We start from the raw sequence: 14,744 nt of genomic DNA on the forward strand, positions 1-14,744 counted from the left end.
GTAGTATATAATATATAGGCATAATTAGCAAGGTGGAAATGTAGACCATGAGAGGAGTACCAAAAGGGAAAGATGTTGCTAGGTCATAGTCCATTTTGTGAAAAATGCTATAAAGAATTAAATAATTCAGAAGTGATCTCTTGATCTTGCTTTGCTCTTAAACTTATGATCATGCAAGTTTTTCTCTTTATATTTTTTGTCGAACGATTTTTTTTAAAGTTTAAAGGTCAAATTTACATTTAAAAAGAATAAAGTATTCAAATAAAAACTAGAGGATCGTATTATGAACAACAAATTGTATATTTTTTTACTTATCATTTTTTATTTATTTCTTACTGGTTGTACAGATCAAAAAGATTTACAAGATACTAAATCGAATTTTAAATTAACTCTTAAACAGGCAATAGAATTAGCTTATTCAGATGCAGTACTTTGGAACAAACAAGCTAAGTTAATCGATGCAATTAGTATCGATAACGATGAGAAACAAACTGGAGGGGATGGAAAACGTAGATATTGGAATATAACGTTTGGGCTACCTAACACAAATGATTTTTATCTAGTAAACATACACGATGGGAAAATCAATGAACATGTAGCTTTTCCAAATGAAGGAGAAGAACTTAGACCAAAAGAATATTTCATTACTAACTTGTCAGAAATCAAATATGACACACCTGAATTACTTAAAAAAGCGAAATCACTAACAAATTTATATCCGGGAGACGTATTTGCAAAAGGTTATAATTTTGGAATTACAAAAGATCCTAGAAAAAACATCATTCTTATAAAAATTATTGGATGGGATAAAGCAAGGAAAAAAATGAAATATTTACTTTTCAACGGAGAAACAGGTGAATTGCACAATGAATTTGAAAAGAATCAATACAAAAGAGAGGAAAACCATTGATGAAAAAGGTTTTTCATTAATTTTTTTAATGTCTGCTTTTATATTTTTATTCACTCCACAAACACAAGCTGCTACTCAAGTCTATCAAAAAGTCGCCTAATTGCTGGACGCTGGAGCCGGACGTAGCTGTTCTGTTTTTCGTTATCGCAAAGCATCTAATATGCTTTCTTGTCTCGGAACAGAAGAGTTTCGGTACTCGTACACAAGCTATTTTTCATTTATTGCAAGTGGCAGTCGAACAGTCGGACAATTGAGATGGCAAAATACATCCCTTGTCCGAAGGCGATTCATCCCCCACTTACTCATTCGGCTAAGCGTTTCCCATTGCTTGAAGATGGGGATTTTCTCGCCTGTTTTTGATAAAGGAAAAAGCTGAGGCATGATAACATCCTCAGCAAATATAAAGCAATTGATAAATAGCTCCACTTTATCTCGTTCGTACTTGTAGAAAAGTTTTCGCAGAGAAAACGCTATTATTTAAAATTCCTATAGTATAAATTGAGAACGGTATTTTGATGGAGACACACCCTTACATTTAGAAAACTGTCTAGAAAAATGCGAAGGCGTATTAAAACCAACTAAAAAAGCTATTTCCTCCATGTTGTAACTACTTTTTTTCAGTAATTCTGTCGACTTATTTATACGATATTGTCCAATATAGTGTGTGGGATTGACATTTAGATACTTCTTAAACAACCGATACAAATAGGACCGCTCAATTTGTAGCATTTGTGCGAGCTCTTGAACAGAAAACGTTGGCTGATTATAATTTTTTTCTATCACTTCAATGGCACATTTTACATACTTCTCTCCTTGTGTGATACTGCACCGTAAATCTTCTTCATGCTGCTCCATTAAAAGATTCATAATATGATAGGATTCTCCAATCGCAGCATACGGCCTTCTTTTTTGTGAATAACTAAACACACTAGCGAATAATTGACCCATTTTCTGCTTGTTCTCATATCGATATGTGAAATTCTCCATCCCATTTTTCGTTTTCTTTAAGAAGCCACATTGATAAAATAAATCATCACACGCTTCCCCTTTAAAGCCAATCCACCGATAACTCCAGGGATTACCTGCGAGTGGATAATAATTATTCTTCGTATTAGGTGGAATGACAAATCCTTCTTTTTCACCCAAGTGATACACTTCATCATTGATGAAAAATAGCCCTTCCCCTTCTAAAATATAATGGATTAAATAATAATCAATAGGCTGATACTGATAAGGCTCCCGCGGCTGTACGTCTTCAAAACCACATTCATATACATAAAAATGACTATTTGGCTGCTGATCCGTTTCAAAAGTACCAATAGAATGAAACAAAAACAACTCCTCCTCTATACAACATAATGTCAAGAACGAACAACATTAGATCATTAACTTTCGTGACAAATAACAGTATGATGAAAGCGTAACCAAATCATATTTATTTATCTTCATCGTACCAAATCACCTTGTACATGTACATTTTGCACACAAACATCAAAAGAGAAAGGAGCAAAAATTGTGACAGAAAATAGAAAAAAGATAACTGCTACCTCGTTTTTATTAATGGCGTTCACAGCAGTGTTTGCATTTAATAACATCATTAATGCAACTGCAAGTATTGGTTTATCTGCTGTATTCACATTTCTTTTTGCTACTGTTTTTTACTTTATCCCTTTCGCTCTCATGATTGGTGAGTTTTCATCGGCAAATGCGGAATCCGAATCTGGTGTATATAGCTGGATTCGAACATCATTAGGGGAAAAATGGGCATTCTTAGGATCATGGTCTTACTTTTTTGTCAACTTGTTTTACTTTACCGCATTACTGCCACAAATTCTAATTTATGCGTCCTATACCTTTACTGGAAAAAACGTATTCGGAACTGGAGCTACTGTTGCCATTTCTTTACTGTCTATTTTCTTGTTTTGGTTAGCTACATTTGTGTCTATTAAAGGTGTTTCTTGGATTTCAAAAGTAACAGATGTATCAGGAGTAGCCCGTATTTTAATGGGTATTGGCTTTATCGTTTTTGCTTTAGCGGTTGTATTTATTTTAGGAGAGCCATCTGCACAGGAATTTAATCGTGAATCAGTTGCTCCCTCAATGAATTGGAATTATTTTGCCACCCTTGCCTGGATATTACAAGCTGTAGGGGGAGCAGAAGCAATTGGTGTCTATGTAAAAGATATTAAAGGCGGTAACAAAACCTTTATCCGAACAATTATTATTGCTGCTTTTTCCATTGGGATCATGTATGCTTTAGGATCTGTAGCAGTTGGTTTAATCATGCCTGCTGATGCCCTTCAAGATAACTACTCGGATGCATTGTTTGAAGCCTTTGCTATTTTAGGTAGCCATTTTGGAATTGGAGATGGTATTACGAGATTCGTCGGTTTAATTATGCTATTAAGCGCTGTCGGTTCACTCGTCATTTGGACTGCTGCACCGGTTAAAATTCTATTTTCCGAAATTCCAGAAGGCATCTTTGGAAAATGGGTTGCCAAAACAAATCATGAAGGAAACCCTACCAATGCACTAACACTACAAGCGATTGTTGTAACCATATTATTAGTCATACCTGCTTTAGGCATCGGCTCTGTCAACTCTTTGTTAAAAACATTAATTAATATGACAGCTGCAACGTCGTTAATTCCAGTCCTGTTCTTGCTCATTGCCTATATCATGTTTCGCGTTAAAAAAGATAATCATCCTCGAACCTTTAAAGTTGGAACGCGAACTACTGGTATAGTGATGGGGGTTATGCTATTAGTTTTCTTTTTATTCGCTTTCTTTGTTTCTACGTTCCCATCCCCTTTTGCATTAATGGAGTACTTTAAAACCGGGGTGGTTGCTGAAGGTTCTATGAATCCACTATTCAGCCTTGTCTATAACTTGTTAGGAATTGTCATCTTCATTGGCTTTGCATTAATCTGCTATAAGCGGTATGAAAAAAAAGAGAGGATGGGTAAGCAATGAAATCGTTCGATAAAAAAAGATGGGAAGATTATAAAAATGATGGGATTCATAGATTAGAGGCAAGAGCGCATTTTACAAGTGTAACAGAAAATGGTCACCCTTATTTTAAGCAAAATTTAAACGGCGATTGGGCGTTTCTATTCCTAGATGCACCAGAATACAGTCCAGAAGGCTTCTATAAAACCGATTTCGACATATCATCATGGGATACGATTGAAGTTCCGGGAAATTGGCAAATGCAAGGCTATGGCAAGATGCATTATTCTGATTTATGGTATAATTTCCCAATTATACCACCGTTTGTACCAACAGAAAATCCTACTGGTATATATAGAAAAACGGTAGAAGTTGATCACATCCATTCAGGCTATCAATATATTCTACGCTTTCAAGGCGTTGATTCGGCATTTGAAGTGTACGTCAATGATGCATTTATCGGCTATAGTAAAGGAGCGAGAATTCAAAGTGAGTTCGATGTCAGTGAAGTTTTAAATAAGGGAACAAATACGTTAACCGTTCGCGTGTTTCAATGGTCTGATGGAACGTATTTAGAAGATCAGGATATGTGGTGGTTAAGTGGTATTTTCCGTGATGTAGAAATGTTTGCTAGACCGACATTAGGTCTCTACGACTATACCATAAAAACACGATTCGACGATCATTATAAAGACGCAACATTCATTGTACATCCTCTGTTTGATAAGATGCAAAAGCAGAGCATACGCTACGAATTAAAAAATGCAGAAGGAAAAGTTATTTTTACGAGCGAGCAAGCTGGTAATAAGAGCTTTATGCAAACCGTGCAACAACCTGTAAAGTGGTCAGCCGAAAACCCCTATTTATACAAGCTTACCATGACTATCTATCACGAAGGTCAAATAGTCGAAATCGTGGAGCAAGATGTTGGTTTTAGGCAAATTGAATTACAAGGGAAACAATTTCTTGTAAATGGTGTGGCAATTAAATTAAAAGGTGTTAACAGACATGATTATAGTCCAGATAAAGGGCGTGTAACGACGTATGAGAGCATGGAGCAAGATATTATGCTTATGAAACAACATAACATAAATGCTGTGCGCACAGCGCATTACCCAAATTCACCTTGTTTTTACGACTTATGCAATCAATACGGGATGTATGTTATCGCAGAAGCGGATGTAGAATGTCACGGCTTTGAGTTGACTGGTGACTATAAATGGATTTCTGATAATCCAGAGTGGGAAGAAGCGTATGTGAATCGGATGAAACGGACGTTATTACGAGATAAAAACCATCCATCTATCATCATGTGGTCCTTAGGTAATGAATCGGCATTCGGCTATAACTTCCGAAAAATGGCGGAGTATGTGAAAAAGGCAGATACTACTCGTTTAGTACATTACGAGGGTGATTTTGCAGCTGAAGTAAGTGATGTATACACGACGATGTACACGTGGCTAGAGCATGACCGTAAATTAACGATGGATGAAGTTATTCAAATAACCCAAAAACCACATATATTATGTGAATATGCCCATGCAATGGGAAATGGTCCTGGAAACTTAAAAGAATATCAAGATCTCTTTTACCGTCACGATCATCTGCAAGGGGGGTTTATTTGGGAATGGTTTGATCATGGAATCCAAACCGTTACAGAAGATGGAAAAGTATATTATCGCTACGGTGGTGATTTTGGCGATGAACCGACAAATGGAAATTTTTGTATTGATGGTCTACTTATGCCAGACCGTACGCCGTCCACAAGTTTAATAGAATATAAAAAAGTGATCGAGCCTGTTCAAACAGATCCTATCGATATTGCTGCTGGATTATATCAATTAACGAATCGTCTGGATTTTACTAGCTTGCACGCGTACAGATTGGTTTGTCAATTTTATGAGGATGACAAGCTCATTGAAGAAAAAATAGTTCCATTGCCAGAACTAGCAGCACGAAGCTCTGCACTAATTACGATTTCTTATCCAAATGCAAACAATAAACCTGGCGCCCAGTATACCGTCCACTTTATTTATCAATTAAACCAAGAGGCAGATTGGGCTCCACAACATTTCGAAATTACAAGATCTGTTTTTATCTATCATAAAGAGCCGAATCAAGTTATACCTGTTCCAGTAAACGCTGATCTATCATTACACAAAGAAGGAACTACCGTAATAGTATCTGGTGATCATTTCACATACATCTTTGATCGCGTACGGGGAAACTTGCTTCATGCATCTATCCATGGAGAAAAAGTCCTTGAGAAAGGTCCCATTTTTACATGGTGGCGTGCTCCGATTGATAATGATATGTATATATTAGAGGATTATCGACACAAATACTTTATGCACTTAGACCATCACATCGTTCGAAACGTAGAATATGAAATCAAAGATAACCACTTCATTTGGATGGTCCAAGCTTTTTACGGGACAACGAACAGCTCCTGGTACTATGACTTAACCTATTGCTATACCATCACGCCAGATGGGAAATTACAAGTCTCTATTGCTGGCATTGCTTCTGGACGCAAAGAAAACGCACCACCAATGTTGCCAAGAATTGGAGTAAAGTTGCATATTCATCAACAATACGACACCGTATCTTGGCGCGGATTAGGCCCACACGAGAACTACGTTGATTCCTGCCAATCCGCTTACCATGGCGTATTCCATGCACATGTAGATGATTTATTTGTCAATTATATAAAACCTCAAGAAAATGGAAACCATATGGATTGTGATTGGATTGGCTTGGCAAAGCAGAATAAAGGCATACTCGTCCAAACAGAAAATCCGCTAAACTTTAGCGTTTCCAAGTATGAAGATCATGACTTAGAAATAGCAAAGCATACGATTGATTTAGTGGAACGCGATTATCTCATCCTTCACTTGGATAAACAACAGAACGGATTAGGAAGTAATTCCTGTGGGCAAGATCAACTGGATAAATATCGTTGTAAATTTGATGATTTTTCATTTAATTTTTCACTTACTCTGAAAGATTTAACTACGCGAAGTCTTGTAGATTGGGGAAGATGCCAAAGCTAAAGGTACAACTTTTTTAAATAAACCGCATGAGCTCTCACAAGAACAAAACGGGAAGAGCTTTCATGCGGTTTGTCTATTTCTTAGCTTTAACAGAAAGCCATTGCTAATTGTTTTGCTTATTCATGCTGCGAAACTTTCTACGCAGTGCATCATATCCAAACCTTTGTGATGTAAGCCATCATTTTGCTAATGCGGAATCAACTTTGCTATAGTGCTTTGAAAAAGGGAATTCAACGATTCTTTATCCAAAATCGTCTTGTTTCCAAACCGTTTTCATCTCGATGTGATTCAGTTTCCACGCCACCATTATGCATAATCACCTTTGCAGAGCCAACATTCGTTGCCGCACATGTAACTAAAATATCTCCTAATTCCAATTGCTTACATTTAGCTAAAGCTTCATCTAGTATTCTCGCGCCATACCCTTTTCTACGTTGTGATGGTCGCACGCTGTAACCGATATGTCCGCCTACCCTCCAGAGGAAGTCATTCAGCTCATGTCGGATACTAACCATTGCTACAATTTTTTGTTCCCCGTTAACTAAGAAGTAATTAGAGTTAGGAACCCAATGCTCACTTCCTTTTTGCTTTAACCTTAATGCTTTCAAATAAACACTGTAATCTGTATACCCATCTAAACTGAAACTGTTTGGGATCATTTTTGATGGCCCCCACTCTTTGCAATAAGCCTGATGTTCAGACTCCCATTTTAAACTCGGTGTAACTAATTGCATGACTTCCCTCCTCATCAACATTTCATTTGCGCTGGATCATCCTAGAATTTATATGTTCCCACAGTACATAAAAACAAATAGTAATCGCTTTAAATTTTTTTGTTACTCTTTCATTGGTATACAACAGTGTGGTTTCATATAAAACAGTTATATTAGTTCGTAATTATAAACGATATCTCTATAAAAAGATATACATTTTTTGACTTTGCTCATTTTTATGGATACAGTGTTATATTCCTAACTTTGTGAGGTATTTCAAAGGTTTTGCATTTTCATTTTTATATCCATCTAACTTTACTATTTATTCACGCTACTTGACTTTTTCTTCTGTTCGAATTATGCTCACGGCAATGCATGTGAAGAAAACTCGGCTAGGGAAACCGCTGACCAATTTATGTTTTCCTATCGCACATCTTCCATTCCATACATGGGAGATTATATGCCTTTGAATTGCTCGTAACCTAAGAGCATGACCTAAAAATCCCAAACAAACTGTAGTTGACATACCGTTATCTGCTTCTTTATTTTCTTACACGATTATTTTTTGAAGAATAATTTACCGCCATATGATTCGAGATAAATAAATGAGAGGTTGTTTTCATGAAAATATTTGTTGATGCCGACGCTTGCCCAGTTAAAGAGTCTATTATGAAGTTAGCTCAAGCATATCGCATCCCAGTTACACTCGTGCAAAGTTTTTCCCATTATTCTAGTAAAACAAATCCAAAAGGGGTGGAAACCATCTATGTAGACTCAGGGGCTGATGCCGCGGATTATCGTATTATCAAACTAGTCAGTCGTGGAGATATTATTGTTACACAAGATTATGGACTCGCTTCATTAGGACTTGCTAAAGGATGCCATGTGATGCACCATAAAGGATTTCTATACACAAACGAAAATATAGATTCGCTTTTACAGACACGTTATTTAAATGCGATGGCAAGGAAAAGCGGAAAGCGAACGAAAGGGCCAAAAGCTTTTTCTGAGGAAAATCGGCAATTGTTTGAAACTCGTTTTCGTTCCTTACTTATAGAAAAACTCGGGTAATCATGATGTCTTCCGTTCAAAACTATTATTTTCTGCCTATAAGCCATGAAGCATTTTTCCAACTAGTGAAAATTAGGCATTTTGGTGCTTTATTTTCCATTTAGACTTGTGTTCACATAGATTTTCCAGTGTTTAAGATGGTAGTCTTACAGCAATAGTTACGTGTACTTTATATAAAAAACCCGGGTGTAAGAATCTCCTAATTGAGCAATCCATTTGTATAAAGATAATGAATTGCTGCATAAGACTCTTTCAATTTTCTATAAATAAGTAAAGAAAAAACTGTCAATCCATAAGAAATCAACAGTTTTTTCTTTACTTATTTATTTCGACTCGTATATCTTAGCTTTCGGTTCTCTCTACGAAATGGTGCCGACTCATACAAAATCTTTTCTTCTTCCGTTTCTGGATATACTTGCGGCACTGGTACTGGCTTACCTTCCTCATTTACTGCAACCATCGTGAGAAATGACTCTGTCGTTAGCCGTTCGTTTTGATTAATTAAATCACGCGCTGTTACTTTAACGTAAATTTCCATCGAACTTCTTCCTGTATAACTAACAAAAGCTTCAATCGTTAAAGCATCTCCAGCTTTAGCTGGTGATAAAAAGTCTACCGAATCAATCGATGCGGTTACTACTGTACTTTTAGCATGCTGCATGGCACATAACGCACCAATTTCATCAATATAAGCTAGGATTCTACCACCGAATATCGTATTTAAATGATTCGTATCTGGCGGTAAAACCAGTCTTGTTTGAACCGTTCTCGAGGCACTCATTGGTAGTTTTTCCATCTGTTTTTCCCCCTTACAAGAAACTTATTCCCTATGCATTAACTTGTTGTGCTTACATAAACGGCTCGGCAAACTATCATCTTAGCTCATTTCTTAAGTAGCATGTGATGAATTATTTTTAAATCATTCATTTCATAATGACAGACTAAGACACAACTTTATTAGTATAACATATAATTGCAGCGCTAGTTTTATCCAGTATCTAAGCTTCTGGAACAATCCCCGTTCAAGAGTCGGCATCATTTTAGATCTAAATGGGAAAGGAGCACAATAGAAAAAGAGAAATACCAACTGAATAAACAATCCATGAAGAAGCCCTTGCACAAGATTATAATTTGCTTTTTTGTTAAGATTTATTTAGAAATATGGTTACACGCTTTAGATTTTTTACTTCATAAAAAGTTTCATACTTGAGGAGGTTTATAACATGCAAATCACATCGATCGAACCGACCCCTAGTCCATATTCCATGAAAATTAATGTGAATGAACAATTACAAGATGGAGAAACGTTCAATTACACGCTTCAGGATGACTTACAGGATGCACCTGCCTATATACAGCAATTATTTCAAATTAACGGAGTAAAAGGTATTTATAGGGTGGTCGACTTTATCGCTTTAGAACGAAATCCGCGTGTAGCTTGGGAAGACATCTTACCCAAAGTAAGCGAAGTTCTAGGCTCTGCAGAAGATAATGATGATATTACACCTACAAGTTTCCTAGATACAGATGAAGCTTTTGGGGAAGTTCAAGTATATTTGCAATTATTCCGCTACATCCCCATGCAAGTAAAAGTAACAGATGGAAACACAGAAAAGCGTTTTGGGTTACCAGAGCGATTTATGAACGCCGTAATGGAGGCCTCAACGGCATCTAATAATATGTTGGAAGAGCGCAAATGGATTGAGCAAAATCCCCGTTATGGCGAGATAGAGGCTGTGGGAGAAGAAGTCGTTGAAGAAATTACTGCAAGCTATGATGACAAACGGCTACATGATCTCATTCAATATGCAAAAACAAATGATGCGTCATTTATTTCTTCCTACCATAAAAAAGTAACAATGGAGATGTTAGATTACCCCAATTGGAAAAAACGTTATGCTGCACTAGACCGCATGGACCCCTCCAAAGCAGACTTACCTGTTTTAAATAAAGCGATCGAGGATGAAAAAGCGTCCGTTCGCAGGTTAGCTACTGCCTATTTAGGTATGATTGAAGATAAAGAAGTGCTTCCATATTTATATAAAGCACTAAAAGATAAGGCTGTTAACGTAAGGCGAACGGCAGGTGATTGCCTATCTGATCTTGGTTTTTCCGAAGCCATACCAGCAATGATCGAGGCACTAAAAGATAAAAGCAGATTAGTTCGCTGGCGTGCTGCAATGTTTTTATATGAACGAGGCGATGAAGCTGCTATAGAAGCTTTGGAAGACGCAGTGAACGACCCTGAATTTGAAGTACGCATGCAAGCAAAAATGGCTTTAGCACGAATTAAAGATGGAGGAGAAGCAAAAGGATCCATTTGGAGTCAGATGACAAAAGCAGTGAAAGAAAAAAATTCTAGGTAGGGTTAGCTTATCGTAAAGTTATATAGTTAGAAAAACTTGGTTCGCCCGCCAAGTCTTATGGCGGAAAGCCTAATTTTGCTTATACTATAAACCCTAGAATCTTTATACTTTTCTGTAGTGTAAAAAATCCATTTAGTTTAACTTGTGATTTTGCACGAGTTGGCTTTCTAAATGCGAGCTACGCTTTATCGCTAGTTAGAGGAGCTTCACTTCCTTAAAATTTTATGTTTTCCTGTTGTGTAAAAGAGCTTTTTGTTCATCGGTCGGAGTAAAAACGGAACTACTCTGACCTTTTTTGCAACAAGCTTCATTGTTCAGTACTTTAAATCATAATATTCCATTAGCTATTCGCGACATCTGATAAGCGCCAACTTGAAGATAGCGAGGTTAGTCACCTAAAAGGTAAAATCACAACATAAGATAGTTTGTTACATTGAATCATCACATATTCTATTTATTAGCAGAATGCCTAGTGCCAGATGAACATTTTGGACGAAAATCCTAAGCAAATTATTACATATATATGTAATGTTGTATGCAATTTTAGTAGTAAATGAACCGTTTTTGTGTGAACCATTTTTCTGTACACATAGAAAAGAAATCCAGATCACTACCTTGCATTATTTAGTAGCAAGGTATAAACTATAGTTAACTATTAAATAATAAACAGTACTCATCATTAGATCATTGAATCCATACATCGGAAGGCTTAGAGTATTATATAGCTCAAGCATCTTTCGTAATAGTTTCATATTGATTATAATTAGCATGAACTTATAAGGAACTTGTAAACATAAAATTCTTAGTAGTTATGAAGCTATTTTAAAACAAAACGCTTATAAAAGAACGGAATTTTCACAGTACGACTATGAATATAAAATTTTTAGAATCCAAATCGCAATCTTTTTCGTATAAAATAATACTACTGATAGCACAGAAAAAGCATACATACAGATAGGAGAGATGATAGTGCAACAAAAAGAAATCTACTTATTACTTACAGATACAAATTCATGGCTTACGAGACTTATTAAATTGTATACAAAAAAACCCTACAATCATGCTTCTATAGCTTTTGATGAAAAACTTGAGCACGTCTACAGCTTTGGGAGAAAAGCTCCTAAAAATCCATTCATAGGTGGTTTTGTAAAAGAAAATATACATGAAGGTTTATTTAAACATGCAAACGGCGTTATTTATTCCATATCTATCACAGAAGAACAGTGGCAGCTAATAAACCAATATATTCAGAACATATATGCAGAAAAAGATGCTTATCGATACAATTTCATCGGTTTATTTGGTTTTCTTCTTAAACGCCCGATTAATAGAAAAAATGCTTTTTTCTGCTCACAATTCGTAGCTACAGTCCTACAAGAGAGCAACGTAGTCAAGTTTAATAAACCAGCTCCCCTAGTTACTCCTCATGACTTGGAGGATGCAGGTATTTTCCATCTTGTTTATCAAGGGAAAATAAATGCTTACTATAATCAACCTCAATTGAGAAGCATGGAATCAACCAGTTGCTGACCTTTCCTCCCCCCTTTTCTTACCTTTCTAACCTAGTCATCCATGCGTCTTCTATTTTTGATATCAGAATCGGTGAGGGATTCCTCTCAAAATAAAACCTTCCTTTTCCTAGATAAAATACTAAGCAATTTTCGTGGTGATGGGCGACTGCGCAGGAATATCGTACATTAAGTTGGTTGAAAAAGCCACTCCATCGTTGTAAGATTGGTTCACGAAAGACGTCTTTGTCCGTTAAATACCCTACTTGAACCAACTGATGAATTAACTCATCAATCACTTCCCGGTTTCAAATGAAATTATCCCTTCTGTTAATAACTCGGTGATTTTCATACTTTCACTTCCTGTCTGTATATATATGAACGGAAACATCTTGAGCTAACTTCTCTACTAGCTGTCGGTCACATAAATCATTACTAAAAGCTGTCGCACTCCCAGCTGCTACTGCATAACGGAAAGCATCGACCTTACTTGCTTCTGCTGTCATTTGCTCGATAAAAGCCGCTACCATAGAGTCACCTGCACCAACTGTATTAATTACTTCACCTTGCACAGGATCTGCTACAGCGATACAGTCATCGGTCAAATAAATTGCACCTTTTGCACCTAAAGATACGATGACGTGCTGTATCCCATTTTCCACCAGTTGTTTGCCAAAATAGATAGCTTCATCTACGCTGGTTATCTTTTTGTTAAATAAATCACCTAATTCGTGCTCATTTGGCTTTACGAAATATGGTGTCGTTGTCATTAATTGTCGCAAAGGTTGTCCAGACGTATCTACTATAAGACGAACTCCTAATTGTTTGCATGTTTTAGCAATTTCTTCTAAAAATGCAGATGATATCGTACTTGGTATGCTTCCCGCTAAGATAAGCCAATCATGTTTATTAAACTGACTTATCTTTTTTAATAGTTCACGCTGCTGTTTTTCAGAAATGAATGGCGTTGGTCCATTTAATTCTGTCGCTTCCTCCGCCTTTACTTTGACATTTATTCTAGTCGTTTCCTTCGTTTGAATAAAGTCTGTCTTAATGCCTTCTTCTTGCAACTTTTGTGTAATAAACTTTCCTGTAAATCCACCAACAAACCCAAGCGCTGTGGACGGGATATTAAACTGCTGTAACACTCTTGATACATTAATCCCTTTTCCTCCAGGATAGTAATTCACTGCATTTGCTCGATTTAACCCTCCTACTTGAAATGATGCAAGATATGTTGTGTAATCCACGGACGGAGCCATGGTGCATGTGTATATCATTACTCTGCCACCTTTACTGTTGTTTCATTTGTAAAATGTTCCATTTCATCTTGAGGCAGTTCTTCCGTTATTAAAGTAGCCTCCTGCAAATCAAGTACTTTTGCAAAACTTACTTTACTTTTTTTGGAATGGTCTGCTAGTACATAAGTTTGTATGGCATGGTTCGCGGCCGTTTTTTTCACCATTGCTTCTTCTGGGTCAGGTGTCGTATAGCCCAACTTCACGTGAAAACCGTTAGCACCTAAAAAGCATTTGTCAAAACGATAATGATGAATGGATTGAACGGCTTGTACACCTACTAACGCTCCTGTTTTTTCTTTCATATATCCACCCGTAAGGTAGGTAACGATACCGTTTTGTATTAAAGCTTCGACATGGGAAAGACCATTTGTTACAACGACAACATCTTTTTCTCTAAGAAATGGAATCATTTGCAATGTTGTTGTTCCAGCGTCAAGAAATAAGCAATCACCTTCATGAACAAGATATGCTGCAACTTGCGCGATTTTGTTTTTTTCTTGAAGGTTTTTGGTGGATTTTTCTTTTACGCTACATTCTTGTAATTTACGCTCAGGTAAGGTAGCCCCTCCATGAATTCGCACTAATTTGCCTTGTGATTCCAAATCTGTTAAATCCCTACGAATAGTTGATTCAGAAGCTTTCGTTACTTCCATAGCATCTTGTATTTTAATGGATTGCTTTTCCCCTAATAATTGCATTATTTTAGCGTATCGATCTGTCATTAACAAGTTTATCACTCCAAGCTTGGATTCATTGTTATCATATACTACATTTCATTCAAATTCAATCAAAAACGTTTAAATTCATTTAAACGCATGCACTTTTTTCTATTGCCATCCTTTCTCATTCTATCTTATAATTGATTTACATATA

General features: G+C 36.5%; 11 protein-coding genes. 6 read left to right on the forward strand and 5 right to left on the reverse strand.

Annotated features, from left to right (window positions below; genetic code table 11):
* Positions 1 to 283: 283 nt before the first annotated feature.
* On the forward strand, positions 284 to 910 hold the full coding sequence (locus HLX49_RS01630) for a hypothetical protein (protein WP_101932749.1): 627 nt from the start codon (positions 284 to 286) through the stop codon (positions 908 to 910).
* Between the two features lie 486 nt (positions 911 to 1,396).
* Here the strand turns inward: HLX49_RS01630 and HLX49_RS01635 are convergent, their stop codons facing one another.
* Positions 1,397 to 2,242 (reverse strand): AraC family transcriptional regulator, encoded by an 846-nt coding sequence (locus tag HLX49_RS01635; RefSeq protein ID WP_296360644.1) that lies wholly within the window; start codon positions 2,240 to 2,242, stop codon positions 1,397 to 1,399.
* 183 nt (positions 2,243 to 2,425) lie between these two features.
* On the opposite strand from HLX49_RS01635, the gene HLX49_RS01640 reads away from it, so the two are divergent.
* Positions 2,426 to 3,883, forward strand: coding sequence for an amino acid permease (locus HLX49_RS01640; protein ID WP_077706270.1), 1,458 nt, complete (start codon positions 2,426 to 2,428; stop codon positions 3,881 to 3,883).
* Positions 3,880 to 6,912, forward strand: a complete 3,033-nt coding sequence (gene ebgA, locus HLX49_RS01645; RefSeq protein ID WP_077706271.1) for a beta-galactosidase subunit alpha — start codon at positions 3,880 to 3,882, stop codon at positions 6,910 to 6,912. The genes HLX49_RS01640 and ebgA overlap by 4 nt, the downstream gene beginning before the upstream one ends.
* 230 nt (positions 6,913 to 7,142) lie before the next feature.
* Here the strand turns inward: ebgA and HLX49_RS01650 are convergent, their stop codons facing one another.
* Complete coding sequence (locus HLX49_RS01650; protein WP_077706272.1) at positions 7,143 to 7,646, reverse strand: GNAT family N-acetyltransferase; 504 nt, start codon at positions 7,644 to 7,646, stop codon at positions 7,143 to 7,145.
* Between the two features lie 600 nt (positions 7,647 to 8,246).
* Here HLX49_RS01650 and HLX49_RS01655 point away from each other — a divergent pair.
* Positions 8,247 to 8,696 carry a YaiI/YqxD family protein gene (locus HLX49_RS01655; RefSeq protein WP_101932752.1) on the forward strand — a complete coding sequence of 150 codons (450 nt, stop codon included), beginning with the start codon at positions 8,247 to 8,249 and terminating at the stop codon, positions 8,694 to 8,696.
* Positions 8,697 to 9,015: 319 nt separating this feature from the next.
* Here the strand turns inward: HLX49_RS01655 and HLX49_RS01660 are convergent, their stop codons facing one another.
* Positions 9,016 to 9,492, reverse strand: coding sequence for an acyl-CoA thioesterase (locus HLX49_RS01660; RefSeq protein ID WP_073009779.1), 477 nt, complete (start codon positions 9,490 to 9,492; stop codon positions 9,016 to 9,018).
* A gap of 427 nt (positions 9,493 to 9,919) precedes the next feature.
* On the opposite strand from HLX49_RS01660, the gene HLX49_RS01665 reads away from it, so the two are divergent.
* Together HLX49_RS01665 and HLX49_RS01670 are read left to right on the forward strand one after the other, a co-directional pair.
* Entirely contained in the window at positions 9,920 to 11,062 is a 1,143-nt protein-coding gene (locus tag HLX49_RS01665; RefSeq protein WP_101932753.1) for a conserved virulence factor C family protein, read from the forward strand.
* Between the two features lie 969 nt (positions 11,063 to 12,031).
* Positions 12,032 to 12,592: a hypothetical protein gene (locus tag HLX49_RS01670; protein ID WP_101932754.1), complete on the forward strand. Its 561-nt coding sequence runs from the start codon at positions 12,032 to 12,034 to the stop codon at positions 12,590 to 12,592.
* A 334-nt stretch (positions 12,593 to 12,926) separates the two neighbouring features.
* Here the strand turns inward: HLX49_RS01670 and pfkB are convergent, their stop codons facing one another.
* Together pfkB and HLX49_RS01680 are read right to left on the reverse strand one after the other, a co-directional pair.
* Positions 12,927 to 13,850 carry a 1-phosphofructokinase gene (pfkB, locus tag HLX49_RS01675; protein ID WP_101932755.1) on the reverse strand — a complete coding sequence of 308 codons (924 nt, stop codon included), beginning with the start codon at positions 13,848 to 13,850 and terminating at the stop codon, positions 12,927 to 12,929.
* Entirely contained in the window at positions 13,850 to 14,599 is a 750-nt protein-coding gene (locus tag HLX49_RS01680; protein WP_296360645.1) for a DeoR/GlpR family DNA-binding transcription regulator, read from the reverse strand. Before HLX49_RS01680 ends, pfkB begins: the two co-directional genes overlap by 1 nt.
* Positions 14,600 to 14,744: the final 145 nt, after the last annotated feature.

Origin of the sequence: Virgibacillus sp. (assembly GCF_013393565.1) — a bacterium.
GTDB classification, from domain to species: domain Bacteria; phylum Bacillota; class Bacilli; order Bacillales; family Amphibacillaceae; genus Virgibacillus; species Virgibacillus dokdonensis.